The following is a 24,460-nucleotide window of genomic DNA, read 5'->3' on the forward strand; positions in this document are numbered from 1 at the left end:
CGATGCTAGGTCGATCAGCCCGTCGCGCGTGGGGATTCGGTCCAGTCGCGGGCGGTGGTGCCCGCGCCGTCGAGTCCCCAGCTGATGATGCGGCGCGGTGCGATGCGGATGATGTCGCCGGACAGTCCACCGTCGGTGCTGCCGGCTCCCCGTAATGGCGTTGCCGAACCTCGGATTTCGACTCCACGAGCGTCCGGTGGTTGTATCGACAGCACGGTATCGACGATGAACGCCACCTGCGGGTTGCGAACGACGTTGCGCCACTTCTGCGTCGAGGCGAGGGCGTGGCCGACGATGTCGATGCCGTCCCCGTCGGGACTCAGATGGACCCCGACGGGGCGGATTTGCGGATCGCCCGTGCGGCCCACGGTGCACAGCCGTCCGATCGGTTGCTCGCGAAGGAAGGCCAGTTCGGCAGGGGTGAACGTCATCGGGTCTACTTCCTGTGCTCTTCCAGATACTGGTGCAGCCGGGTGAATACCCCTTCGATGCAGTCGAGTTCGCCGGGCCGGATGTGGTCGAAGAACAACTCGCGGACCGATTCGCTGTGCAACGGCGCTGCCTGCCGCAATGTGTCCATGCCGGTGGCGGTGAGCACGGCCCGGTGGCCCCGGCCATCCTCGGGGGCAGGCTCCCGCAGAACCAGTCCTCGCTTGGTCATCGAGGTGATCTGGTAGGTGATGCGACTGCGGGAGAACACCATCTTGTCGGCGAGTTCGCTCATCCGTAACCGGTGGTGGGGGGCTTCTGACAGCAGCATCAGCAGGTGGTAGTCCATCAGGGTCAAGCCAGTGGTCTCACGCAACCGTTCATCGAGTTTGGTCTCCAGTCGCAGGCTGGCCTCGATGTAGGGCCGCCAGGCGCGTTGCTGCGCGGCGGACAGTATGTCGGCGATCTCCCTCACCCCTCTCGATCAGTGATTCGAATTTTAATCGATGCTCCGCCACATCTTGAAATAAAGCAGAAACATGCCTAGTTTCAGATAGTACAAATTTGAATTACTACACCAGGAGGATGCCATGACCACCAATTTCGGACTAATCGACCCCGACGATGCCGTGATGCTGCTGATCGACCATCAGTCCGGGTTGTTTCAGGTCGTCAACGACCAGGCGCATGACCAGGTCCGACGCAACGCGGTAGCGCTGGCCACGCTTGCGAAGATCGCCGGCATCCCCGTCATCGCCACGGCTTCGGTGCCCCAGGGGCCCAACGGCCCGTTGATCCCAGAGATCCACGAGATCGTTTCCGATGCCACCTACGTGCCGCGCAACGGCGAGATCAACGCGTGGGACGCTCCGGCATTTCGCGAGACCGTCGCCGCTACCGGACGCAAGACACTCATCGTGGCCGCGGTGATCACCTCGGTCTGCCTCGTCGAGCCCGCGTTGAGCGCGCTCGCCGACGGATATCGGGTGTTCGCGGTGATCGACGTTTCCGGCACCTATTCGCAGGTGTCGCAACAGACCGCGATGGCGCGACTGGTGCAGGCCGGTGCCGTGCCGATCGATACCGCGGCAGTGGCCAGTGAGGTGCAGCGGACCTGGAACCGGCCCGATGCCGCCGAGTTCGCCGAACTGTACTCCGGGGTCATGACCAATTACCGGTTGCTCATCGAGTCCTACAGCCGGGCCCAGGCCGAGGCCACCGGCGGTGACGGTGCCGACGCCGAGCGGAAACTGGCCGCCGGGGTCTGACGGGTCTCACTTCAACGAGACTGGTGGCACCGCCGGCATCCGGTTCGCCTACGACAAGAAAAGGAGTAACGACGACATGACACATCGAATCGACTGGGACGACGCTTATCGCCAGCAGCAGACCCCGCCTTGGAGCATCGGTGCACCGCAACCGGAATATGCCGCGATCATCGACGCCGACGGCGCCGTAGTTGGTGAAGTCCTCGACGCCGGCTGCGGCCACGCCGAGCTCGCGCTGGCCTTGGCGGCACGGGGCCATACCGTCGTTGGCATCGACCTGAGCCCGACGGCGATTGCGGCCGCCGCTGCGGCTGCCGCGGACCGCGGCCTGGCCAACGCAACGTTCGTGGCTGCTGACATCTCGACGCTCACCGGGTACGACGGGCGGTTCGGCACGATCTTCGACAGCGGCCTACTGCACGCCCTTCCGGACGAATTGCGCGACGGCTACCTACGCTCGATGTACCACGCGGCCGCCCCCGGCGCGCATTTCTACATCCTGGCCTTCGGCACCGGGGCGTTCAGCGATCACGACGGGCCCGGCCCCACGCCGTTCACCGAAGACCAACTACGGGAAGAGGTTTCGCGGTACTGGCAGGTCGACGAGATCCGCCCGGCCCAGTTGCACGCCGCCCTGCCCGAAGGCCGTGCACAGATGCCGGGCTTCCTGGTCACCGCCAGAAAGGTTTAGCTGGCCGCCTCGACCGCCGCCATCACCTCGGGGGTGGCGGGGTCGAGGACGTCATCGAAGTCGTGGTGCTTCTGTACGTACTTCGCGACGTACGGGCAGACCGCGACAAGGCGCTTGCCGGCTGCGCGGGCATCGGTCAGTGCGGCCGAGACCAACTCGCCGGCCAGGCCGCGGCCACTGAACTCGTCGTCGACCTCGGTGTGATGAAAGATGCGCTGATTGCCGGAGTCGACATAGGCAGCCAGACCGGCATGCTTGCCGTCGACGGTGAGCTCGTAATGGCGGGCTTCGGGTACGTTGCGGACTTCAGCCATGTCTCCACTATGCCGCAGTGGCACTGGCACGATCATGCAGATGGCCGCCACCACCACGTCGACCTGGGCGCCGTTGGCGTCGCCGATCTACCGCGCGCTGTGGATCGCGCAGTTCGTCTCCAACCTGGGCACCTGGATGCAGACCGTGGGAGCCCAGTGGATGCTGGTCGGGGATCCGCGCGCCCCGGTGCTGGTACCACTGGTGCAGACCGCCACCACGCTGCCGGTGATGCTGCTGGCCCTACCGTCCGGCGTGCTCGCCGACCTCGTCGACCGGCGCAGGTTGCTGCTCGCCACCCAGGGGGCCATGGCGGCCGGGGTGGCGGCGCTCGCGACTTTGACGGGCGCCGGGCTGGCCACCCCTACGGTGCTGCTGACCCTGTTGTTCCTGATCGGCTGCGGGCAGGCGCTGACCGCGCCTGCCTGGCAGGCGATCCAGCCGGATCTGGTTCCCCGCGAACAGATTCCGGCTGCGGCCGCGCTGGGCAGCATGAGTATGAACGGCGCCCGGGCGATCGGTCCGGCGATTGCCGGGGCGCTGGTTTCCCTGTCGGGCCCGACGCTGGTGTTCGCGCTCAACGCGGTCTCGTTCGCCGGCATCGTCGTCGTCCTGTTGGTCTGGCGCCGCCCCGCCATCCAGCACGTGCTGCCCGCCGAGCGACCGCTGGCCGCCCTCGGCGCGGGTGGCCGGTTCATCCGCAGGTCGCCGATCATCAGGCGAATTCTGCTCAGAGCGGTGTTGTTCATCGCGCCGGGCAGTGCCCTGTGGGGCCTGCTCGCGGTCATCGCGGAGAGACAGTTGGGGTTGTCCTCGTCCGGCTACGGCCTGCTGCTGGGGGCGCTCGGGGTCGGAGCCGTGCTCGGCGCGCTGGTCCTGGGTCGCTTGCAGTTCGCCTTCGGTCTCAACACGTTGTTGATCGTCGCCGCGTTCGGATTCGCCGGCGCCACTGCGGTTCTGGCGCTGGTCCACAATTTCGGCATCGTTCTGGCCGCGCTTGTCCTCGGCGGCACGTCCTGGCTGTTGGCGCTGTCCACGCTCAACGCCTCGATGCAGCTGAGCCTGCCTGCCTGGGTTCGGGCCCGCGGGCTGTCGGTGTATCAGTTGACGTTCATGGGTGGTCAGGCCATCGGCTCGCTGGTGTGGGGGCTGGTTGCCGGCGCGACGTCCACTGTCACGTCGCTGCTGATCAGTGCCGGGTTGCTGGTGTTCTGCGCGGTGTCGGCGTGGTGGTGGCCGTTGCACGCGCGGACCGGCGATCTCGACATGACCCCGTCGGCGCACTGGCCCGAACCTGCCCTGGTGTTCGAACCAGAGCCGCCCGACGGTCCGGTCCTGGTGCTGACCTCCTATCGGGTGGCACCCGAGCAGGAGCGCGAGTTCTTCGCTGCCATGGGCGCTTTGGGCCGGTCCCGCCAGCGCACCGGGGCCACGCAATGGCGGTTGTTTCGCGCCGTGGAACGCGAACGCGTTTTCGTCGAGGCGTTCGTGGTGCGGTCATGGGACGAGCACCTGCGCCAGCACCGCACCAGGCTGACGGGCAACGACCTGCTCATCGAGCAGGCGGTTGAGCGCTGGGTTGAGGGTGAGCCCGTCTCGCACCATCTGATCGCAGTGAAGACTCCTTGACTGTGAGGCCCATCACAGTAGTATGACCAGTGGTCATACAGGCTGGAGAGTCAGATGCCGACGGTCACCTGGGCACGTTTGGATCCCGCTCGCAGAGCCGCGGTGGTCGAGGCCGCCGAGGCGGAGTTCGGGGCACGCGGGTACTCCCGTGGCAGCCTCAACGTCATCGCGCGACGTGCGGGCGTGGCGAAAGGCAGCCTGTTCCAATACTTCGCGGACAAACGTGACCTCTACGCGTTCATCGCCGACATCGGCAGCCAGCGGGTGCGCGGGTACATGGAGGAGCGGATCCGCACCCGCGACCCGAATCGACCGTTCTTCGAATTTCTCACCGACCTGCTCGACGATTGGGTGGCCTACTTCGCCGACCACCCGCAAGACCGTTCGTTGCATGCGGCGGCCAGCTTCGAGGTGGACACCGATGCCAGGGTCAGCGTGCGAACCGTGATCCACCGCCACTATCTGGAGGTGCTGCAGCCTCTCGTGCGGGACGCTCAGGCCCGGGGAGACCTCCGAGCCGACGCCGACGCCGGCGCGTTGCTGTCGCTGTTGTTGATGATCTTTCCGCACCTCGCGCTCGCGCCGTATGTGCGTGGGATGGATCCGATTCTGGGCCTGGACGAGCCCAGCCCCGAGCAGCCGGCACTGGCCGTGCGCAGACTCATCGCAGTATTGCGGGCCGCGTTCACGGTACCCAATTCCCCGGCGACCACCCGAGCAGCCCACCAGACCTGAGGAGGTCAATTCCCATGTCACACACAAAGTTCGGCTCGCTGGCCAAAGGCGGTCTCAACTGGGACAGTGTGCCGTTGCGTCTGTTCGCCGGGGGAAACGCCAAGTTCTGGAATCCGGCCGACATCGACTTCTCCCGCGACCGGGCGGACTGGGAGGCGCTGACGGCCCGGGAACGTGAGTACGCCACCCGGCTGTGCGCGCAGTTCATCGCCGGGGAGGAAGCGGTGACCAAGGACATCCAGCCGTTCATGAGCGCGATGCGGGCCGAGGGCCGCCTGGGCGACGAGATGTACCTGACGCAGTTCGCGTTCGAGGAGGCCAAGCACACGCAGGTGTTCCGCATGTGGCTCGACGCCGTCGGGATAACCGATGATCTGCACAATTACTTCGACGAGCTTTCGGCCTACCGACAGGTGTTCTACCAGGAGCTGCCGGCATCACTCGACGCGTTGTACGCCGACCCGTCGCCGGCCGCCCAGGTTCGCGCCTCCGTCACCTACAACCACATCGTCGAAGGCATGCTCGCGCTCACGGGTTACTACGCCTGGCACAAGATCTGCGTCGACCGGGGGATCCTGCCCGGGATGCAGGAACTGGTCCGCCGGATCGGGGACGACGAGCGTCGCCACATGGCGTGGGGAACGTTCACCTGTCGTCGCCACGTCGCCGCCGACGATGCCAACTGGACAGTCTTCGAGGACCGGATGAACGAGCTCATCCCGCTGGCGTTGCGTCTCACCGAGGAGGGCTTCGCCCTCTACGCCCCGGACATTCCATTCGGCCTCGTGCAAGACGAGTTCATGCAGTACTCCGCCGACAAGGGCATGCGCCGATTCGGCACCATCAGCAGCGCCAGAGGCCGGCCGCTCGAAGAGATCGACCTCGACTACTCACCGCTGACGCTGGAGGACACATTCGCCGACGAGGATGCACGCGCATTGGCGGCGACCGCATAGACCGCGAGCGTGCGGTGTCGGCGAACCCCTCAGCCGCCGACACCGCACGCCGTGCGCACCACATAGTGCGCAACCACGCGAACACAGCTAAGCCGCACGCTCAGCCCGCCAACTGACTGCTTCGTTAGTTACTGCATCCAGTCGGGCGCAATCCAGGTCCGCAACCCGCGATCCCCCCCACAGCAAAGTGTTTCCAGGACTGCGCCACGCGTGCCGGTACCGTAAGTACCGCATACCTGTGTTGTCAACAGCTACGCGGAATCCTCCGGTTTCCTGCGGTGCAAGCCCAGGTCAGGCGTGACCGCGGACGCCGCGACGAACACCACCGACAACAGTGCGAGCAGCTGTACCCAGGGCGAGTGCCCGACGTAGCCGTCGACCGACCGCCACGGATGCTGGCTCAGCGCCGCCCCGGCCAGGATCAGGCCGCCCGCAGACACGGTCACGGTCAGCTTCTCGCGCCAGCGCTCTCGACCGCGCAGCAGGTAGCCCAGTCCCAGCGCGCCACCGGCGACCAGCAATCCCGGCAGGCCCGAAATCGCCGTGCCCACCACGAGCACCGCAGCCCCGGCCGCCGCAGGCGGCGGTTGCCACGGCCGCACCGGCTCCAGGTCCGGACTGCGGCGACGAGCGGGCCACAACGCGAGCAGAGCCAGTAGCGGAAGCAGAGCGAGCCCGCCGATCAACCCGATGCGGTACGGACGGTTCGAGGGGAACGACAGCGTCACGGTATCGGCGTCGCCGGCCGGGACCACCCAGCCCTGCTGCCAACCGTTGACCTTCACCGGGGTCAGCACGGCTCCGTCGGCCTTGCGGGCGATCCAACCCGGGTTCACGCTTTCGGGCACCACCAGCACCCGGGCGTGGGCACCGGCCGGCACCCGGGCCTCACGATGGTCCGGTGACCACACCGGCGTCGCGACGGGAGACGTTGTCGCCGCGCGTAGTTGGGTGGCCGCAGGCGTGTTCAGCACGACGCCGTCGACCACGAACGCCGAGCCAGGACTGACCAGCAGTTCTTGTTGACCGGCCGGCAGCGCGATCGGGCCGGTCCGACACGGGTGGGCCGGAATCGGATCGCCGTCGAGCAGGGCTCCCACGGTGGTGCGCACCGAGGTTTGGACGAACTGGCCGGCCACGCCGATGATCGGACCTTGACCGCATGGAAGTGACACCGTCCGTTTGCGATTGGCGGCCGAGTCGGCTGCGGCGACGGGCTTGCCGCGAACGTCGAGCACCGTCAGTTCGGCCAGCCCGGGGGGCTTGAGCTGATCGAAGCCGAGCGAGGTGCGGTCGATGATGTCGTTCCACCCGAGCAACGACACCGTGATGGTGTCCGTCACCCGGGGTTTGAGTTTCGCCGTCTGTACGTCGCCGTTGCCCGCCAGCTTGTGCACCTGGGGGCCGTCGCCGAGGTCGATCGAAACCAGCGTCGGGTGCGCGGGCGGTTGGTGGGCGCCGGGGTCGATCCGCAGGGCGCCGACTTTCGTCGGAGCGGGCAACTTCAGCGTCAGTGTGGGCGGCGCCTTGAACTGGACGACGCGTTGCGGCGCGGTCCAGGACGTGCGGGGGTCACCGTCGGTGGCTGCGTAGGAAGAACCGAGCACATCGATCGGGTCGGCGTCACCGGAGGCGCGGGTGGTTCCGGGCTGGGCGACCAGATCGGCCAGCTGGGGACCCTGGCGCGCCCGGATCCACACCGTCGGCTCGACATCGGTGTGGGTGGGCACCGTCAGCGTGCGACTCAGGTTCACCGGCTCTTCGGAGGCCAACGCCAACGCCGCCGCACACCGCACCCCGACCGGACTGTCCACGCAACCCGACCGGCCCAGCAGTTCGGTGCCCAGATCCCATTGGGCGACAACAGAATCGGCCGGGGGTGCGGGAACCTCTACGGTGTGGCGCAGGTTGATGGGATGGGCGAATCCCGACGCGTCGTACTGGGTCACCGACAGGTCGGTGATGCCGAACTGCACACCGGCGGATCCGTCGTCGGTGGCGACGGCGGTGATCCGCACCCACGGAGACTCGCCCACCGGCAGCGGCACGGTCAACTGCTGACCGGCGGTGTCGAAACGCAGGCTGCTGGTGCCGGTCGCGGTGGCCACCTCGATGCGGCGTACCTGCGCCCCGACGGCGGTGGCGCTGGGGGTGATGGTCAGTGTGGCGTTGGTGACGGGGTGATCGAAATCGACCTGAAGCCACTGCCCGACGGCGGCCTGCAGGGCGTTGGACACCCATGAGGTCGAACCGTCGTTGTCGATGGCCGCGGCCGGGCCGGTGGCCGGCGCCACGTTGGGCAGTGCGGTGGAGTCCGCGGCCGAACTCGACACCGAGATCCGTCCGCCGTTCCACTTGCCGTACACCGGCGCGGCCCCTTCGGCCGGGTAGTCCGGCACCCGGTTGTGGGTGTGACGCGCATCGTCGGGGGTGCGGATCGCCGAGGCATGGTCGTCGACGCGGCCGTAGTCGATCTCTCGCGCGGTGGGGGTGTCGGTGACGATCACGCCGGCCGCTCCGCGCGGTTGGACCGCCAGACCGGCGCGCTCGGCGTCGGCGGACAGCAGCATCGGACCCAGCGGAGGCATTCCGTCCAGACGGCGTCGCTCATCCAGGCGCAGCAGCGCCTCGGGGGCACCGGCCACCCGCGTCATCGCGTCGGCGTCGACGAGATACGGCGCGCCCGGGTTGGTCCCGCCGGTGCCGACCTGGTAGATCTCGACGGCGGGGTACCGCGGTCGCAATCCGCTGTCTGCGACGAAGCCCTCCAGCGTCCCCGGACCCACCGGTGCGCCGAACTCTGCCACCTTCGTCAGCCCGGGGGAGCCCTCGATCGACCGGTGTACCAGCACCGGGCGGGCCGACCGGGACACGTCGGGATCAAGGTCGTTGCGCACCACCACATAGGAAATGCCTTGGCGGGCAAGGCTGTCGGCCAGTCCCGCGGAGGGCCGGCCGGCGGCGAACAACCGCTGCACCGAATCCAGGGCGCGGATCGTCTCCGGCGGGGTCAGCGGGATCGAATCCCGTACACCCCACGGGCTGGACCCGAGCACCTGCAACGGCTCGTCGTGACTGTTGCCCCACGTCTGGGTGGCGAACGGTGCGCCCGGCGCCACCAGCACCCGGCCCCGCTCGGTGTTGTGTGCATCCAGCCAGTCCGCCGTGTCGTGCCAGTACTGCGGGATCGCGGTGAACGTTCCGGCCGGGGCGATACGGCCGGTCCAGGCGAGCGAGGTTCCGGCGACCAGGGCGGCGAGCACCACGATCGCCACCGCGATCCGCTTGTCACGTTCGGGCCGGGAGAACGCCTGCATCCACACTGCCCGGGGTGCGCTGCCCGGCAACGGAATCCGGCCCAACAGGTGCGCCAGGCCCAGCGCCAGCGGAAGTCGCAGAACCGGATCGAGCTTGGCCAGGTTGCGCAGCGGCGTGCCAGTGCCGTCGAGGAAGTCCTCGACGGCTGCGCCCAGCGGCGATCCCAGTCCCCCGGAATAGCCCAGGGCCAGCAACACCACGCCGATCAACAGCATGGTGATCAGCCGGCCTCGCGCGGGCATCGAGCGCAAGGCGAGGCCCGCCAAACCGGCGGCGGCCACCAAGGTGGTCGCCAGCACCGCGACCGTGCTCGTCACGAGCGAGGCCGCCGCGGTGGCCGTCGATGCCACGAACGGCGTCCAGGTGTGGGTACCGCGCAACATCTCGGTCAGCGACATCCACTGTGTGGTGACACCCGAGGATTCGATGAAGTCCAGGAACGGAGGGCTGATCCGACCCAGCAGCACCAGCGCCACGACCCACCAGGCGACCGCCAGCGCCGTGCAGCCGAACCACCACGCGGTGAACCGCCACCACAACCGGTTCGGCCGGTGACAGGCCCACCAGATGATCGCGGCCAGGCAGCCGGTCAACGTCGCGAAGGCGTTGACCGCACCCATCAGCGCCACCGCGCCCGCCGACCGGGCCGCCATCAGCCGCAGGTTGCGGTCGCCACGGAACGCCAGGATGACCGGCAACAGCACCCACGGCGCCAGCATGATCGGCAGGGTTTCCGACGAGATCGCCCCGAGCGTGGTCAGCACCCGCGGTGACAGCGTGAACGCGAGCGCACCGAGAACGCGCGAACCGGTGCTGCCGATGCCCAATGCCTCGGCGACCCGCAACACTCCCCAGAAACCGACCGTCAGCAACAGCGCCCACCACAGCCTTTGGGTCACCCACCCGGGAACGCCGAGCAGGTCACCGGCCAGGAAGAAGGCGCCGTGGGGAAACAGGTATCCGTAGGCCTGGTTCTGTGCCTGCCCGAACGGCAGATCGCTGTTCCACAGATTGAACGCACGCGCCAGGAAGCGCAGCGGATTGGCGGTCAGGTCGAGCTTTGTGTCGGGCGATATCTCTCCGGGCGACTGGGCGAAAGTCAGGAGCAGAGTCGCGGCGGCGACCACCCACAACCAGCGCCGCGAAAGTGGCGGGTCAAGCGCCCGCCGCGTTAGCGGCACATCCAAGCTAAGACCGGTCGCCGTACTCGACCCGGTTGAGCACCGATGACGCCGGGTCGCCCGCTTGCAGCGGAGGCTTCGTGTCCTGCTGCACCATTAGCGTCACACCGAAGACTGCAGCCGCTCCCAACAGCAGGCCGACGACGACGCTGGCCGCTGAGGGGATGACGAACCGGTTCACCCGGCCAACCTAGCATGGCGACACACCGAATCCGTGTGAGGCGGACCTGGCTCGACACGCAGAGAATCGATTACTGCTTATTCAGCGGCTAAGGTCGGAGCCCATGGCTTCACCGCGTCTCGTCGCAACCTTCGCAGCGTTGTCCGGGCTGTTGCTGGCCTGCTCCCCGAGCACCCCGGCGCCAGAGTCTCAATCTCCGGACACGAAGCCGCTGTCCACTCACGCACCGATGCCGGCGGCACCGGTCTGCGACCTGGCTGCCCTGTCGCCCCGCGACAAGCTGGCCCAGCTGTTGACCGTCGGCGTCACAGACGCGGCCGACGCCCGTTCCGTGGTCTCCGAGCAGCACGTCGGCGGGATCATGATCGGCAGCTGGACCGACCTGTCGATGCTCAACGACGGTTCCCTGCCCGACATCTCGGCGGCCGGCCCGTTGCCGCTGGCGGTCACCGTGGACGAGGAGGGCGGCCGGGTGTCGCGGCTGGCCTCGCTGATCGGTGAGCAGCCGTCGGCGCGGGTGCTGGCCCAGACCAAATCCGTCGACGAGGTGTACGGCATCGCACTCGAGCGCGGCAAGAAGATGCGCGGCCTCGGCATCACCGTCGACTTCGCGCCCGTCGTCGACGTCACCTCCGACCCCGACGACACCGTCGTCGGAGACCGGTCCTTCGGCGACGATCCGGCCAAGGTGACCGAATATGCCGGTGCCTACGCTCGCGGACTGCGCGACGCCGGGGTGCTGCCGGTGCTCAAGCACTTCCCCGGCCACGGCCATGGCTCGGGCGACTCGCACACCGCCGGGGTGGTCACCACACCACCGCTGGCCGAGCTGCAGAACAACGACCTCGTGCCTTACCGGACCCTGACCACACAGGCCCCGGTCGCGGTGATGGTCGGACACCTGGAGGTACCCGGCCTGACCGGATCCGATCCGGCCAGCCTCAGCCCCGCGGCGTATGACCTGCTGCGCTCGGGCAACTACGGCGGTCCGGGCTTCAACGGCGTCATCTACACCGACGACCTGTCCAGCATGGCCGCGATCAATCAGCGCTACGGCGTGGCCGCGGCAGTGCTCAAGGCATTGCAGGCCGGGGCCGACAACGCGCTGTGGATCACCACCGACGAAGTGCCCGCAGTCCTGGATGGCTTGGAGAAGGCACTGGCCGACGGCCAGCTGAACCAGGCCGCGGTGGATGCTGCGGTGCAACGCAATGCCGACGCCAAGGGCGGCGTGCGCTGCTGATTTCTGTCCACGAGCAGATGCATATGTCCCGCCGTCACCGGCGTGTCGGGGACATATATGTCTGCTCGCGGTGACGCTTATCCTGTTCGGATGGCAGGTGGAACGAAGCGGCTGCCCAGGGCCGTGCGTGAACAGCAGATGCTCGACGCTGCTGTGCAGATTTTCTCGGTCAACGGCTATCACGAGACCTCGATGGACGCGATCGCCGCGGAGGCCGAGATCTCCAAGCCGATGCTGTACCTCTACTACGGCTCCAAGGAGGAGTTGTTCGGCGCCTGCCTGGACCGGGAGCTGACGCGCTTCGTGGATGTGGTGCGCGGGGAGATCGACTTCACGCAGAGCCCCAAGGACCTGCTGCGCAGCGCCGTGCTGGCATTCCTGACCTACATCGATGCCAACCGGGCGTCGTGGATGGTGCTCTACACCCAGGCCACCAGCTCGCAGGCGTTTGCGCACACCGTCCGCGAGGGCCGCGACCGCATCATCGACCTGGTGGCCCGGCTGCTCAGCACCGGTACGCGTAACCCGCAGCCCGACAGCGACTTCGAGATGATGGCGGTGGCGCTGGTGGGTGCCGGCGAGGCGATCGCCAGCCGGGTCAGCACGGGCGATGCCGACGTCAACGAGGCCGCCGAGTTGATGATCAATCTGTTCTGGCGCGGCTTGAAGGGCACGCCGTCGGACGCCGGAACACAGTCGGTCCCCGCTGGCTAGACGGCCACGCCCTCCACGAGGCTGAACGGGGACGCCGTCTGGACCACTCGGGTCAGCAGGAACCCGGCTTGTTCGTAGAGACGGCGGTACTCGGCTTCGTTACGCTCGCGGGCCGCGATGCCGATCAGCATCTCCATGTCGATCCACTTGCCCAGGTACTCGCGGTCGTGTTCGGGGATGACCGACTCGACGAGCAGCAGTGTGGTCCCCGGGGTGGCGGCCGCGCGCACATTGCGCAGAATCTTCACCGCCTCGTCGTCGGGCCAGTCGTGAATGATGTTCTTCAGCAGGTAGGCGTCGGCGCCTTCGGGCACGTTGTCGAAGAACGAACCGGCAAGTACTTGCACCCGCTCGGCCACGCCGTACCTGCCGAGCAGTTCCGGTGCGCCTTCGACCACCTGCGGTAGGTCATAGAGCAGCCCCCGAGCCCCGGGTGTGGCGGTCAGGACGGCGGCCAGCATCCGGCCGTGCCCACCCCCGACATCGGCGATGGTGCTGAATCGAGTGAAGTCATAGGCCGCCGTGACCGGAGCGATCGCGAGTTCGGAGACGCTGGTCATGGCGTCGTTGAAGATCGCCGAGAGTTCCGGCTCGGACCCGATGTAGTCGAATGCGGCCCGGCCACGGAGCTTGGGGATGACGGCCTCACCGGTGCGGACCGCGTCGGCGAGGTGGCTCCAGTGCTCGCGGTGCTGCGGTGATCCGACGAACTTCGCCATGCCCGCGACCGAGACCGGCGCATCTTTGCGCAGGGTGTCGCCGAGGGCGTTGAGCGCATAGCGCCCGTCGCGGGTGCGGCGGAAAATCCCTTCGCTGACAAGGGCTCTCATCAATCGGTTCAGCGTATCGGCGTTGGCCCCGACACGTCGGGCAAGCTCCTCGGGGCGCAACGGACCGCCGGCGAGCGCATCGGCAACTCCGAGCTGCGCGGCGGCCGAGATGCCCTGGGCGATCCAGGCACCGAGGATTATCTCCAGCATCGCCGCCGGCGGTGGTGCCGCACGTCGATACAGCTGATGCAGATGATGGCGGACGCGTTCGACCACTCGAACCACTCGGGCGGGCGGCACCTTGGTGGGACTCACCGGATGACTGTAGGCCAGGGTGGTTGAGGCGTGGGTCACTATGGCGGACAGCAAACCGAGCGGGCGTCGGGGCCTGTCGCGTCAGCCGCCTAAAGTGGTGCCAATGTTCAACGCGACGGAAGCGCCCGGCCATGCCTGAACCGGGTGTGAGCGGCCCCTCGCTGGACCAGCTCTATCAGCTCAATCGCGAGGTCGCCGATTCGCGTTCGGCGCGGCTGCTGGCGACGAACAACCTGGCCACGTACCTCACCCTGATGGAACGCCACCTGGACCGCGGTGCCAAGCTCACCGAGATCGAGCTCGTGGTCCGGCTGGAACGTGATCTGGCCGACCTGGGCTCGGAATCGGAGCAGTCCGCCCTGGCGCTGATCAAATACTGGGCCAGTCAGGGCTGGCTGCACCGGATCACCGAGCAGTCCGGCGCCACCGAACGCAACGTCTGCTACCTCACCTACGAGGCGCGAGCCGTTCTGGATTTCGCCCGCCGCATGCGTCGCGAGGACACCATCGCCACCGGCGGCTCGATCACCGGCATCGCGGCCGGGTTGCGCCGGGTGGCCGGTCAGGTCAGCAACGATCCCGAACGTATCCGGGCTGACATCGAAGCCGAGATCGCCAAGCTGCGTGACGAATTGGATGCCCTGGACCAGGGACAGCGTCCCGAACCCGACCTGGTCGACGTGGAGGACGAGGCCCGCGCCATCGCCCTGCAGATGGAACAGATCATCTCTGACATCGGCCAGTACGGCAGCATGCTCAACCGCATCACCACACGCCTGCTGGACGCCTCCGCCGACACCGATCTGGGCTACCGCGAGCGCCAGCGTCAGTTGTTCGACGATTACGAGTCGCTGTTCGCGTCCCGCGAGAGCGCGTCGTACACCGCTTTCACCCGGATGATTCAGGACCCGGAACAGCGCGCGGCGCTGGTGGCAGACATCGACGCGGTCACCCGGGAGCTCCCGCACCTGGATCCGGGCCTACGGGAGGTGATGACCGGATTCTTCGGCCTGGTATCGGCGCAGACGGCCGAAGTCGGCCGGACCAGGCAACGCTGCGCGCGCCGCATCAAGCGCTTCGTCGCCTCCGGAACCCTCGAGCACAGCCGCGGCGTCACCCGCCAGCTCAACGACGCCTTGGCCAGTGCGCATGACCTGCTCAGTGTCTCCCTGGCGGACAGCCGCATCGGTGTCGAGGTGCCGTTGGTCCGCACCGACTTCAATTCGATCGGCGCCGTGGCATTCAAGATCCGTGACGCGATCCCGCCGTCGCAGGCCGAGCCCTCGGAAGGTGAGGTGAATCTGTCGGCGTTCTCGGCGCTGGCCTCGCAGGTGGATGCCGCCGAGCTGGCTTCACTGATCAACGGCGCGGTGCAACGCGGCCCGTTGTCGTTGCCCGATGCGATCGAGATGCTGGATTCGGCCTACCTCGGGCACGTGATCGTGCTGTGGTCCTGGGCGCTCAAGCAACAATCCACCGACGGGGCCGAATCCGTCCGGGTGCGGTTCCGCTCATTGGAGGGCACCGACCGCGAAATCGAGATCCCCCGACTGGTTTTCACCGAGCCGATCCCTACCGTCAGCGAGAGCCTGCTATGACCGACACCCCCGACCTGTCGCCCGTCAAAGATGGGGTGATCGATTTCGATGCCCTGCCCAGCATCGACGCCGTCGAGCGGACCACCGACCAGCGTCGCGCACCGCGCTTCGACGGGGATGTCAGCGAACTACCCGACCGCGCCTGCTGGGCCCTGCAGCACCTGCTGTCGCGGCGCTACGTCAGCAAGGACAATCACTCCGAGCTGTGGGCCTGGGTCACCCGCTACCGCACCGAGCTCACCGTGCGGTTGTCGGAACTCGATATGCGACTGTGTATCTCGGATGACCACGACATCGCCTACGTCGAGCAGGCCGACTACGAGTCGCAGTGGCGGCGCCGGCTGCTGCGACGCGAGACCCTCAACACCTACGACTCGATCCTGGCCCTGCACCTGGCCAAGCTCATGCGCGCCGCGGCCCGCGACGAGAACGTGTTGATCAGCCGTGACGAGATCCACGAGCTGTTCGCCGGGGTGAACAACGACACCGACCGCGACACCGCCTCGTTCGACAAACGGATCGACAACGCGATCGAGCGGCTCACCGACATCGAGATGCTGGCACGCAACCGCGAGGACGAGGACAGTTTCACCATCAGCCCGGTGGTCAATGCGATCATGACGGCCTCGATGATCACCGAATTGCAGCAGCAGTTCGAGCAGCTCAAGCGGGCCGCCAACGGCACTCTCGACGATTCCGGCGACACCGACCTTTCCGAACGGCTCTCCGACGATGTGGACGCTCATGGCTGAACCGACCAACCAGTTCTCTCTGTCGCGCCTGCAGGTCATCAACTGGGGCGTGTTCGACGGCTATCACTCGATCCCGTTCAGCCCGCACGGGACACTGATCACCGGGTCCTCGGGGAGCGGTAAATCCTCACTGCTGGATGCGATTTCGCTGGCCTTCCTGCCGTCGCACCGCCGTAACTTCAACGCCTCCGGCGACACCACCGCGGCGGGTTCGGGCACCGGCAAGCGCACGGTCGACAAGTACGTGCGCGGCGCCTGGGGTGAGCGGCGCGAGGGCACCAACCGCCAGATCATGTACCTGCGGGGGACGGGCCCGGCCTGGTCGGCGGTCGCGGTCACCTACAGCGACCGCACTGGGCGCTCGGTCACCGGGTTGGTGCTCAAATGGCTTGCTGCCGAGAAAAATTCGGATCCGGGCAGCCGCTACTACTTGATCGACGACGATCGGGACATCTTCGGGCTGTGTAACCGGTGGGCGGCCAACGGGTATGACGCTGCGGTGTTCCGCGACGACGGCTGGACCGGGGGCCGCAGTGAGAGCCAGTACCTGGCCCAGCTGTATTCCAGTATCGGCATCCGTGCCTCCGACGCTGCCCAACAGCTGCTCGGTAAGGCGAAATCACTCAAAAGCGTGGGCGGCCTGGAGCAATTCGTCCGAGAGTTCATGCTCGACGAGCCGGCCAGCCTCAGCGGCGTGGAGGAAGCGCTCGAACAGATCAACCCGCTGGTCGAGGCCCGCGGCCTGCTCGACGTGGCCCGGCGTAAACGCAACACCCTCGGCAACATCGCCGCGGTACAGGCGCGTTACGCCGACGAGGCGGCCAAGTTCGGGGTGATCGACACCATCGACAACGCGATGATCCGCGATTACATCGACCATGTGCGGCTGGCCCAGGCCGGTCCGGAGATAGCCAACCTCGACGATCAGATCACCCAACTCGGCGCCCAGCGAGACGAGTTCGGTACCCAGCAGCGCCAGCTCAAGAACGAGCACAATTCGCTGATGGCTCAAATCAACACCGTCACCGTGGATCTGGTGCCGTTGCAGCAACGCCTCACCGAGGCCGAGCGGATCAGCGAGGAGGTGTCGCGCCGACGCAGCACCTATGAGGACAAGGTCACCTCGCTGGGGCTGACCCCGCCGGACGACGGCGAGGAATTCTGGTCGCTCCGCGAAACTTTGATGGAGGAAGCCGACCGGCTGCACCGCGAACTGTTCACGGGCAATCAGCCCTATGTCGAGGCCTCGGCCAAGGAAGTCCGCGCCCGTGAGGCACGCGAGAATGTGGAGGCCGAGCTGGAACGCGTGCAGCGACTGGGCTCCCCGCTGCCGCGGACCGAATATGAGATGCGGGCCCGTATCGCCAGGGCGCTCGACATCTCCGAGCGTGATCTGGTGTATGTCGCCGAGCTGATGGAGCTCAAGCCAGATGAGTCCCGGTGGCGGCTGGCCGTCGAGAAAGTGTTGCGCGGGGCCGGTTTACGTCTGCTGGTGCCCGATGCCCATATGGAGCGGGCGCTGCGCTTCGTCAACGAGAACGACATGCGCGGCCGGATCCAGCTGCAGCATGTCCAGCATGGTTCGCAGTTGCGGACCCCGCCTCCGGGCACGCTGGCCACCAAACTCCAGTTGGCCGACCCGACGCATGACAGCGCCGTGGAGGCGCTCAACGTGATCGCAAGCACCGGCGATTACGTGTGTGTCGACGGTCCGGGGGAGTTCACCGAACAGTCCCGCGCGGTCACCGATCAGGGCCTGCGCAAAGACAGTGGCAGGCTTTCGATCAAGGACGACCGGTCGAGGCTGCGGCCCTCCGACTACATCTTCCTCGGCGGGACGGCGGCCAAAATCGAAGCGCTGCAAGATGATCTGACGGCCGCGCAGGATCTGTACCAGGTGGCGCGCACTGCGCGTGAGCGGCTGGACGACCACCGCGGACAGTTGCAATCACGGGAACGGGCCTGCCGAGCGCTGTGCGACCAGTACATGCAGTGGAGCGACATCGACACCGATTCGGTCGATGAGATGCTCGAGCGGCTGCAGGACGAACACAATCTGCTGGTCTCGGACAATCCGGATGCCGAACGGCTGCAACAGCGAGCCGACGAATGTTGGGAGCGAGTCGAGAAGGTCATCCAGCAGATCGGCTCGCTCAACGAACGTGAGACCGCACTGGATCGCAGGCGAACCGCGTTGCTGGAGCTGAGCGAGGTGCTGACCGAGCGGCTCGGCTCGAACGAGTTTCCGTCGCATGCCCGCGACACGATCGACGGATATGCCACCGACATCGCTCTGACCCTGGAATTGCTCGAACCGGAGCCGTACCGAAACGAACTGATCCGCGTCATCAGCCGAGAGCGGGATCGGTTGCGGGCGGACCGGAACCGCTCGCACGACGAGTTGGCCGGGATCATGGCCGCATACGACAGCTCGTTCCCCGATGCGATCCCCAACGACAGCGATGTGTTCGACGAGCGGGTGCACGACTATGTGGCGCTGTGCCGCCGGATCGACGAGCGTGAGCTACCCGACGCCTACGAGCGGATGCAGCGGCTGATCACCGAGCAGGCTCCGGGCGCGATCCTGAACTTGCACATGATCGCCGACAACGAGGCCCGTCGGATCACCGAGCAGATCGCCCGGGTGAACACGGGCTTGGGTGCGGTGGAGTTCAACCGGGGCACCCGGCTCACCCTGCATGCTGGCACCCGGCACCTGGCGGCCGTCGACGAACTGAACGAGAAGGCCCAGCGGATCTCGGCGCGCGTCTCCCTGGTCAGCTTCGGCGACGAGACTGCGATGTTCGAGCAGTACACCGACATTCTTCAACTCCGGAAGTTGTTGGCCGGCAACACCCCCGAGGACCGGCAGTGGACCCGTGACGCGCTGGATGTGCGCAACCGGTTCGTGCTGTACTGCGAAGAGCGCGACGCCGAGACCGGCGAGGTGATCCGCACCTACAGCAACTCCGGTGACAACTCCGGCGGTGAGCAGGAGAAGTTGATGGCGTTCTGCCTGGCGGGGGCGTTGAGCTTCAACCTGGCCAGCCCGGACAGCAACGACACCCGGCCGCTGTTCGCCCAGTTGATGCTGGACGAGGCGTTCTCCAAGTCGGATCCGCAGTTCGCCCAGCAGGCGTTGTCGGCGTTCCGCAAGTTCGGCTTCCAGTTGGTGATCGTCTCGACCGTGCAGAACAGCACGACGATCCAGCCCTACATCGACAACGTGGTGATGGTGTCCAAATCCGACGCCTCGGCGCCCAACGCCCGGCCGGTCGCTTCGGTCACCTCGGCGTCGATCTCGGAATTCGCTGACCTGCGACGCACTTCGGGCGACGCGGTACCCAGCGCCTGATGTAGCGGCGAGCGTGCGTACAGATCGCGTTATCGCGTCAGATCGCGATCTGTACGCACACTCGGTGGGTCAGAGCCCGGTGACCGTCGCGGTCAGGTGCGGGTAGCCCTTCTTCAGGTTGCGCAGGGTCAGTTCCCAGCCGTTGGTGTCGCGCTCGACGTAGAGACCGGCTTTCGCAGGCAGCACGACGGGCTTGGCGAACCGCACCGAATACTTGACCGCCTCGGGGAGCTGCCCCTCGATGTTGGTCAAGACAGCTGCGGCACTGTACATCCCGTGCGCGATCACGGTGGGGAAGCCGAACAGCTTGGCGGCGATCCCGTTGGTGTGGATGGGGTTGTGGTCCCCACCGATCGACGCGTAGTTCCGGATCTGGCCCGCGGTGATGTTCAGGATCGCGTTGGGCGGCGGCAGCTTCGGCTGCTTCTCCGGTTCCGGTTTGGGCTCACCCGACAGGCTGGTCTTCTGCTGGTGCAGGAACGTCGTCACCTGATGCCACGCCACATCGTTGCCCACCTTGAGGTCGGTGACGATGTCGACCAGCAGGCCTTTGCGGTGTTCACGCAGGTTCTCCGCGTGCACGGCCGCGTTCACGGTATCGGTCACCTTGACCGGCTTGTACTGCGTGATGTGGTTTTCGATGTGCACCGAACCCATTGCGGCGAACGGAAAATCGAATCCGGTGACCAACGACATCACCGTCGGGAAGGTCAGTGCGAACGGGTAGGTCAGCGGCAGGGTGTCGCCGAAGCGCAACCCGGTCACCTGTGCATAGGCGGCTACGTTGGCCGGGTCGATGGGCAGTTCGTCGACCGTGATGGTGTGCGCCGGCAGGGTGTCGTCGCGCGGGATGAACGGCAGGGCGCCGACGACGGCGCGCAGCATGTTGTTCACGTGCTCACGCCCCCAGCATGGCCTGGCCGCAGACCCGGATGGTGTTGCCGGTCACCGCATTCGAGGCGGGGCTGGCGAAGTAGGCGATCAGCTCGGCCACGTCCACCGGCTTGCCGCCCTGGAACAGCGAGTTGAGCCGGCGGCCGACCTCACGGGTGGCCAGTGGGATGGCGTCGGTCATCTTGGTCTCGATGAAGCCGGGGGCCACGGCGTTGATCGTGATGCCCTTTTCGCCCAGCACCGGGGCCAGCGCGTCGGTGAGCCCGATCATCCCGGCCTTGGTGGCGGCGTAGTTGGTCTGGCCGCGGTTACCGGCGATGCCGGCCATCGAGGACAGCCCGATCACCCGGCCGCCCTCGCCGAGTGCACCGGCTTCCACCAGGCCCTCGGTGAGGCGCTGCGGGGCAAGCAGGTTCACCGCGATCACCGAATCCCACCGGCTCTCGTCCATGTTGGCCAGCAGCTTGTCGCGGGTGATGCCGGCGTTGTTGACCAGCACGTCCACCTTGCCGCCGTGCTGCGCGGTGACATGGGCGACGATCTGCTCGACTGCGTCGTCGGCGGTGACATCCAGCGTCAATGCGCTGCCACCGACCTTCTCGGCGACCTTGCCCAGGTCCTCGGCGGCCTGGGGAACGTCTACCGCCACCACGGTCGCGCCGTCACGCGCGAACACCTCGGCGATGGTCGCGCCGATGCCGCGGGCCGCACCGGTCACCACGGCCACCTTGCCGGCCAGCGGCTTGTCCCAATCGGCCGGCGGGGTGGAATCGGCGGCGCCGACCCGGTACACCTGTCCGTCGACGTAGGCCGACTTGGCCGAGAGGATGAAGCGCAGCGTGGACTCCAGGCCAGTGGCGCCCGGCTTGGCGTCGGCGGCCAGGTACACCAGCGATGCGGTGGCACCGCGCTGCAGCTCCTTACCCAGCGAGCGGGTGAAGCCTTCGAGGGCGCGCTGCGCGATCTGGGCGTGGACGCTGTCCGCCTCATCCGGGGTGGTGCCGATGACGACCACCCGCGCGCAGGAGGCCAGGTTGCGCAGCACCGGGGTGAAGAACTGGTAGAGCTCTTTGAGCCCGGAGGCGTCGGCGATACCGGTGGCATCGAGCACGACGCCGCCGAACGAATCGGCCCAGCGGCCGCCGATGTTGTTGGACACCACGTCGTAGTCGCCGGCCAGTGCGGCGCGCATGGGCTCGACGACGCGGCCTTCCCCGCCGATCAGCAAGGAACCGTTCAAGGGCGGCTGGCCGGGGCGATACCGGCGCAATGTTTCGGGCTGCGGCACGCCCAGCTGCTTGGCCAGGAACGATCCCGGCCCGGAGTTGACGACTTGGGAGAACAGGTCGGAAGCCACTTCAGCTGCCTTTCGCTTCGCAGTACTGCGTTGTCTACACCGAACTTACTCCAGAGTAAGAACAGTGGGTAATATGGCCCCGGACAACCCGACAGTGGAGGGCAAACAGATGGCCAACAACACGACCCGGCGACGCGTTGCCGTATTGGGTGGCAACAGGATTCCGTTCGCGCGGTCCGACGGCGCGTATGCCAACGCCTCCAACCAGGACATGTTCACCGCCGCCTTGGACGGGCTGATCGACCGTTTCGATCTGGCCGGTGAACGTCTCGGCGCGGTGATCGGCGGCGCGGTGCTCAAGCACAGCCGTGATTTCAACCTCATGCGCGAATGCGTGCTGGGCAGCTCGTTGTCGCCCTACACGCCTGCCTACGACATCCAGCAGGCCTGCGGCACCGGTCTGCAGGCCGCGACCGCGGCCGCGAACGCCATCGCGCTGGGGCAATACGACTCCGCGGCGGCAGGTGGCGTGGACACCGCCTCCGACGCCCCGATCGCGTTCGGCAACGACCTGCGCCAGGTGCTGTTGGGCTTGCGCCGGGCGAAGTCCAACCTGGACCGGCTCAAGCTGGTCGGCAAGCTGCCGGCCGCGCTCGGCGTGGAGATCCCGGTCAACAGCGAGCCCCGCACCGGCATGTCGATGGGCGAGCATGCCGCGGTGACCGCCAAGAAGATGGGCGTCAAGCGCGTCGACCAGGACGAACTGGCCGCCGCCAGTCACCGCAACATGGCCGCCGCCTACGACAGCGGATTCTTCGACGATCTGGTCACGCCGTTCCTTGGCCTGTATCGCGACAACAACCTGCGGGCGGACTCCACGCCCGAGAAGCTGGCCAAGCTCAAGCCGGTGTTCGGCGTCAAGGCCGGCGACGCGACCATGACCGCGGGCAACTCGACCCCGCTGACCGACGGTGCCTCGGTGGCGCTGCTGGCCAGTGAGGAGTGGGCTCAGGCGCACGGTCACGAGCCGCTGGCCTACTTCGTCGACTCGGAGACCGCCGGCGTCGACTACGTCAACGGGCCCGACGGCCTGCTGATGGCGCCCACCTACGCGGTGCCCCGGCTGCTCGCCCGCAACGGACTGACACTGCAGGATTTCGACTTCTACGAGATCCACGAGGCGTTCGCGTCGGTGGTGCTGGCCACGCTGGCGGCCTGGGACTCCGACGAGTACTGCAAGGAGCGCCTCGGCTTGAGTACGGCACTGGGAAGGCTCGATAAATCCAAGCTCAACGTCAACGGGTCGTCGTTGGCGGCGGGCCATCCGTTCGCGGCCACCGGCGGCCGGATCGTGGCGCAGCTCGCCAAGCAACTGAGCGAGAAGAAGAAGGAAACCGGTCAGCCGGTGCGCGGACTGATCTCGATCTGCGCCGCCGGTGGGCAGGGCGTCGCCGCGATTCTGGAAGCCTGATGCGGGCGTGACCTCCACAAACGCCGGCCGGAAAAACATTCGAAAAGTTTGTTTTCTCCGGTGTGTAACGGCCACGGCATAGAGGTCGATACACGGGTAGCTCCGTGTTGCCGTCTGACCCCCCGACCCGACGGCAACACGGGGCACCTAGCTTCTTATTCTCGGCAAAATCGGCCGTACTTTTCTCTGGTTTGAGGGGTACCCGAGGCGTACGATCGAGCCTACGACGGGTTCGGGAGTGACTGATCCAAAGAGTCGGTACAGGGGTGAAAAACCGGCTGCGTGAGACAAATTGAGACGCCCCCAAGTGTCCTCCCGAACCCGCCCTATTTTCTGAAGTCCCTTCCCCTTCTGGTCCCCTGCGACTGTTCTCCGCATAGCGTGGTGCCATGCAGATCAGCCTCATCGCCTCCCTCAGTGACACCGGCAGCCGCTCCCCGGTCGACGCCACCGTAGAGAACCTTGCGCAACTGCGCGACGAGGGGTTCCGGCGGGTGTGGATGACGCAGATGCCCTATGAACCCGACCTGCTGACCGTGCTCGCGGTGGCTTTCCGTGAGGTCGACGGGATCGAGGTCGGCACGGGGGTCATCCCCATTCAGAATCAACACCCGATGCTGCTGGCCCAGCGCGCGCTCACGCTCAGCCTGATCAGCGGCGGCCGGTTTCTGCTCGGGCTCGGCATGACGCACGCCGCGGTGACCGAGGGTATGTGGGGCATTCCGTGGGACAAGCCCGTCCGCCGCCTGCGTGAGTATCTCGACGGGCTGCAGCCGCTGCTGGCCGGCGAGCCCGCCGACGCTCCGGGCGAGACGGTCACCACGCGCGGCGCACTGCAGATCCCCGGCGCGCCGGCACCCGATGTGTACATCGCCGCCCTGGGACCGCAACTGCTCAAGCTCGCGGGTCGCCGCACCGCGGGCACCGTCACCTGGATGACGGGGCCGACCACGCTGGCCGAGCATGTTGCCCCGACACTGCGGGAGGCAGCCGGGGACCGCCGGGTGCGGGTGGTCGCGGCACTCCCGGTGAGCGTCACCGATGACGTCGATGGCGCCCGCGCTCAGGCCGCCAAGCAGTTCGCGATGTACGGGCACTTGCCGTCCTATCGGGCCATGCTCGACCGGGAGGGCTATGCGGGCCCCGAGGACGCGGCCATCATCGGCGATGAAAACACTGTGGCGGAACGCATCCGGGCGCTCGGAACCGTCGGTGTCGACGAATATGTCGGGGTGGTGTTCGACGCTTCCCCGGAAACCCGGGCCCGCACAAGGGCTCTGCTGCGCTCCCTCGACAGCTGACGGTGTGGCCAGCCACACCCCATATTGGCTGGACTGCACCATGGTCCGGT

Annotated in this window: 19 protein-coding genes and 1 pseudogene; 12 read left to right on the forward strand and 8 right to left on the reverse strand. The window is 67.0% G+C overall.

The genetic code is table 11. The features are described from left to right. Nucleotides 1–14: 14 nt before the first annotated feature. A complete protein-coding gene (locus BKG60_RS10405) occupies nucleotides 15–431 on the reverse strand; it encodes a PPOX class F420-dependent oxidoreductase (RefSeq protein WP_070945421.1) in 417 nt (138 codons plus the stop codon). Between the two features lie 5 nt (nucleotides 432–436). Then, nucleotides 437–904: a MarR family winged helix-turn-helix transcriptional regulator gene (locus tag BKG60_RS10410; protein ID WP_239251670.1), complete on the reverse strand. Its 468-nt coding sequence runs from the start codon at nucleotides 902–904 to the stop codon at nucleotides 437–439. Between the two features lie 115 nt (nucleotides 905–1,019). Here BKG60_RS10410 and BKG60_RS10415 point away from each other — a divergent pair, with 115 nt between their 5' ends. Together BKG60_RS10415 and BKG60_RS10420 are read left to right on the forward strand one after the other, a co-directional pair. Next, the gene (locus BKG60_RS10415) at nucleotides 1,020–1,697 is read left to right on the forward strand and encodes an isochorismatase family protein (protein ID WP_070945420.1); all 678 of its coding nucleotides are present in this window, start codon (nucleotides 1,020–1,022) and stop codon (nucleotides 1,695–1,697) included. A gap of 76 nt (nucleotides 1,698–1,773) precedes the next feature. Further along, complete coding sequence (locus BKG60_RS10420) at nucleotides 1,774–2,388, forward strand: class I SAM-dependent methyltransferase (RefSeq protein WP_070945483.1); 615 nt, start codon at nucleotides 1,774–1,776, stop codon at nucleotides 2,386–2,388. On the opposite strand, the gene BKG60_RS10425 is transcribed toward BKG60_RS10420, so the two are convergent. Then, nucleotides 2,385–2,702, reverse strand: coding sequence for a GNAT family N-acetyltransferase (locus BKG60_RS10425; protein WP_070945482.1), 318 nt, complete (start codon nucleotides 2,700–2,702; stop codon nucleotides 2,385–2,387). The genes BKG60_RS10420 and BKG60_RS10425 overlap by 4 nt on opposite strands. A gap of 34 nt (nucleotides 2,703–2,736) precedes the next feature. Here BKG60_RS10425 and BKG60_RS10430 point away from each other — a divergent pair, with 34 nt between their 5' ends. The 3 genes and pseudogenes from BKG60_RS10430 (at nucleotide 2,737) to BKG60_RS10440 (ending at nucleotide 6,020) form a co-directional block, all read left to right on the forward strand. Further along, nucleotides 2,737–4,329 carry an MFS transporter gene (locus BKG60_RS10430; RefSeq protein ID WP_120764877.1) on the forward strand — a complete coding sequence of 531 codons (1,593 nt, stop codon included), beginning with the start codon at nucleotides 2,737–2,739 and terminating at the stop codon, nucleotides 4,327–4,329. 54 nt (nucleotides 4,330–4,383) lie between these two features. Next, nucleotides 4,384–5,074: pseudogene (locus tag BKG60_RS10435) on the forward strand (TetR/AcrR family transcriptional regulator); the annotation flags it as partial. Between the two features lie 4 nt (nucleotides 5,075–5,078). Further along, complete coding sequence (locus tag BKG60_RS10440; protein ID WP_070185823.1) at nucleotides 5,079–6,020, forward strand: R2-like ligand-binding oxidase; 942 nt, start codon at nucleotides 5,079–5,081, stop codon at nucleotides 6,018–6,020. Between the two features lie 251 nt (nucleotides 6,021–6,271). Here the strand turns inward: BKG60_RS10440 and BKG60_RS10445 are convergent, their stop codons facing one another. Together BKG60_RS10445 and BKG60_RS10450 are read right to left on the reverse strand one after the other, a co-directional pair. Then, complete coding sequence (locus BKG60_RS10445; protein WP_374243068.1) at nucleotides 6,272–10,525, reverse strand: alpha-(1->3)-arabinofuranosyltransferase domain-containing protein; 4,254 nt, start codon at nucleotides 10,523–10,525, stop codon at nucleotides 6,272–6,274. A 1-nt stretch (nucleotide 10,526) separates the two neighbouring features. Then, nucleotides 10,527–10,700 (reverse strand): DUF2613 domain-containing protein, encoded by a 174-nt coding sequence (locus BKG60_RS10450; RefSeq protein ID WP_019346098.1) that lies wholly within the window; start codon nucleotides 10,698–10,700, stop codon nucleotides 10,527–10,529. A 103-nt stretch (nucleotides 10,701–10,803) separates the two neighbouring features. On the opposite strand from BKG60_RS10450, the gene BKG60_RS10455 reads away from it, so the two are divergent. Next, entirely contained in the window at nucleotides 10,804–11,943 is a 1,140-nt protein-coding gene (locus BKG60_RS10455; RefSeq protein WP_070185825.1) for a glycoside hydrolase family 3 N-terminal domain-containing protein, read from the forward strand. Nucleotides 11,944–12,033: 90 nt separating this feature from the next. Continuing rightward, nucleotides 12,034–12,657: a TetR/AcrR family transcriptional regulator gene (locus BKG60_RS10460; protein WP_070945417.1), complete on the forward strand. Its 624-nt coding sequence runs from the start codon at nucleotides 12,034–12,036 to the stop codon at nucleotides 12,655–12,657. Here BKG60_RS10460 and BKG60_RS10465 read toward each other — a convergent pair. Continuing rightward, nucleotides 12,654–13,742: a methyltransferase gene (locus tag BKG60_RS10465; RefSeq protein WP_070945480.1), complete on the reverse strand. Its 1,089-nt coding sequence runs from the start codon at nucleotides 13,740–13,742 to the stop codon at nucleotides 12,654–12,656. The two genes, BKG60_RS10460 and BKG60_RS10465, sit on opposite strands and share 4 nt — an antisense overlap. 131 nt (nucleotides 13,743–13,873) lie before the next feature. Between BKG60_RS10465 and BKG60_RS10470 the strand changes: the two genes are divergently transcribed. The 3 genes from BKG60_RS10470 to BKG60_RS10480 are packed head-to-tail and all read left to right on the forward strand — an operon-like array spanning nucleotide 13,874 to nucleotide 19,447. Next, nucleotides 13,874–15,340, forward strand: coding sequence for a DUF3375 domain-containing protein (locus BKG60_RS10470; protein ID WP_070945416.1), 1,467 nt, complete (start codon nucleotides 13,874–13,876; stop codon nucleotides 15,338–15,340). Further along, a complete protein-coding gene (locus BKG60_RS10475; protein ID WP_070945415.1) occupies nucleotides 15,337–16,092 on the forward strand; it encodes a DUF4194 domain-containing protein in 756 nt (251 codons plus the stop codon). The genes BKG60_RS10470 and BKG60_RS10475 overlap by 4 nt, the downstream gene beginning before the upstream one ends. Continuing rightward, nucleotides 16,085–19,447 (forward strand): ATP-binding protein, encoded by a 3,363-nt coding sequence (locus tag BKG60_RS10480; protein WP_070945414.1) that lies wholly within the window; start codon nucleotides 16,085–16,087, stop codon nucleotides 19,445–19,447. Before BKG60_RS10475 ends, BKG60_RS10480 begins: the two co-directional genes overlap by 8 nt. 69 nt (nucleotides 19,448–19,516) lie before the next feature. On the opposite strand, the gene BKG60_RS10485 is transcribed toward BKG60_RS10480, so the two are convergent. Then, entirely contained in the window at nucleotides 19,517–20,332 is an 816-nt protein-coding gene (locus tag BKG60_RS10485; protein WP_070945479.1) for a MaoC/PaaZ C-terminal domain-containing protein, read from the reverse strand. A 13-nt stretch (nucleotides 20,333–20,345) separates the two neighbouring features. Next, entirely contained in the window at nucleotides 20,346–21,698 is a 1,353-nt protein-coding gene (locus BKG60_RS10490; RefSeq protein ID WP_070945413.1) for a 3-oxoacyl-ACP reductase, read from the reverse strand. Nucleotides 21,699–21,807: 109 nt separating this feature from the next. Between BKG60_RS10490 and BKG60_RS10495 the strand changes: the two genes are divergently transcribed. After that, the gene (locus tag BKG60_RS10495; protein ID WP_070945478.1) at nucleotides 21,808–23,109 is read left to right on the forward strand and encodes an acetyl-CoA C-acetyltransferase; all 1,302 of its coding nucleotides are present in this window, start codon (nucleotides 21,808–21,810) and stop codon (nucleotides 23,107–23,109) included. A gap of 389 nt (nucleotides 23,110–23,498) precedes the next feature. After that, entirely contained in the window at nucleotides 23,499–24,410 is a 912-nt protein-coding gene (locus tag BKG60_RS10500; RefSeq protein WP_070945412.1) for a TIGR03564 family F420-dependent LLM class oxidoreductase, read from the forward strand. Nucleotides 24,411–24,460 lie beyond the last annotated feature (50 nt).

It is taken from the genome of Mycobacterium syngnathidarum (assembly GCF_001942625.1).
Classification (GTDB): Bacteria; Actinomycetota; Actinomycetes; order Mycobacteriales; family Mycobacteriaceae; genus Mycobacterium; species Mycobacterium syngnathidarum.

What these genes read in the sequence shown, in the direction of transcription:
- BKG60_RS10405 (WP_070945421.1), bottom strand. Translation starts at nt 431, where the DNA reads ATGACGTTCACCCCTGCCGAACTGGCCTTCCTTCGCGAGCAACCGATC.
- BKG60_RS10415 (WP_070945420.1), top strand. Translation starts at nt 1,020, where the DNA reads ATGACCACCAATTTCGGACTAATCGACCCCGACGATGCCGTGATGCTG.
- BKG60_RS10420 (WP_070945483.1), top strand. Translation starts at nt 1,774, where the DNA reads ATGACACATCGAATCGACTGGGACGACGCTTATCGCCAGCAGCAGACC.
- BKG60_RS10425 (WP_070945482.1), bottom strand. Translation starts at nt 2,702, where the DNA reads ATGGCTGAAGTCCGCAACGTACCCGAAGCCCGCCATTACGAGCTCACC.
- BKG60_RS10430 (WP_120764877.1), top strand. Translation starts at nt 2,737, where the DNA reads ATGCAGATGGCCGCCACCACCACGTCGACCTGGGCGCCGTTGGCGTCG.
- BKG60_RS10440 (WP_070185823.1), top strand. Translation starts at nt 5,079, where the DNA reads ATGTCACACACAAAGTTCGGCTCGCTGGCCAAAGGCGGTCTCAACTGG.
- BKG60_RS10455 (WP_070185825.1), top strand. Translation starts at nt 10,804, where the DNA reads ATGGCTTCACCGCGTCTCGTCGCAACCTTCGCAGCGTTGTCCGGGCTG.
- BKG60_RS10460 (WP_070945417.1), top strand. Translation starts at nt 12,034, where the DNA reads ATGGCAGGTGGAACGAAGCGGCTGCCCAGGGCCGTGCGTGAACAGCAG.
- BKG60_RS10470 (WP_070945416.1), top strand. Translation starts at nt 13,874, where the DNA reads ATGCCTGAACCGGGTGTGAGCGGCCCCTCGCTGGACCAGCTCTATCAG.
- BKG60_RS10475 (WP_070945415.1), top strand. Translation starts at nt 15,337, where the DNA reads ATGACCGACACCCCCGACCTGTCGCCCGTCAAAGATGGGGTGATCGAT.
- BKG60_RS10480 (WP_070945414.1), top strand. Translation starts at nt 16,085, where the DNA reads ATGGCTGAACCGACCAACCAGTTCTCTCTGTCGCGCCTGCAGGTCATC.
- BKG60_RS10485 (WP_070945479.1), bottom strand. Translation starts at nt 20,332, where the DNA reads ATGCTGCGCGCCGTCGTCGGCGCCCTGCCGTTCATCCCGCGCGACGAC.
- BKG60_RS10495 (WP_070945478.1), top strand. Translation starts at nt 21,808, where the DNA reads ATGGCCAACAACACGACCCGGCGACGCGTTGCCGTATTGGGTGGCAAC.
- BKG60_RS10500 (WP_070945412.1), top strand. Translation starts at nt 23,499, where the DNA reads ATGCAGATCAGCCTCATCGCCTCCCTCAGTGACACCGGCAGCCGCTCC.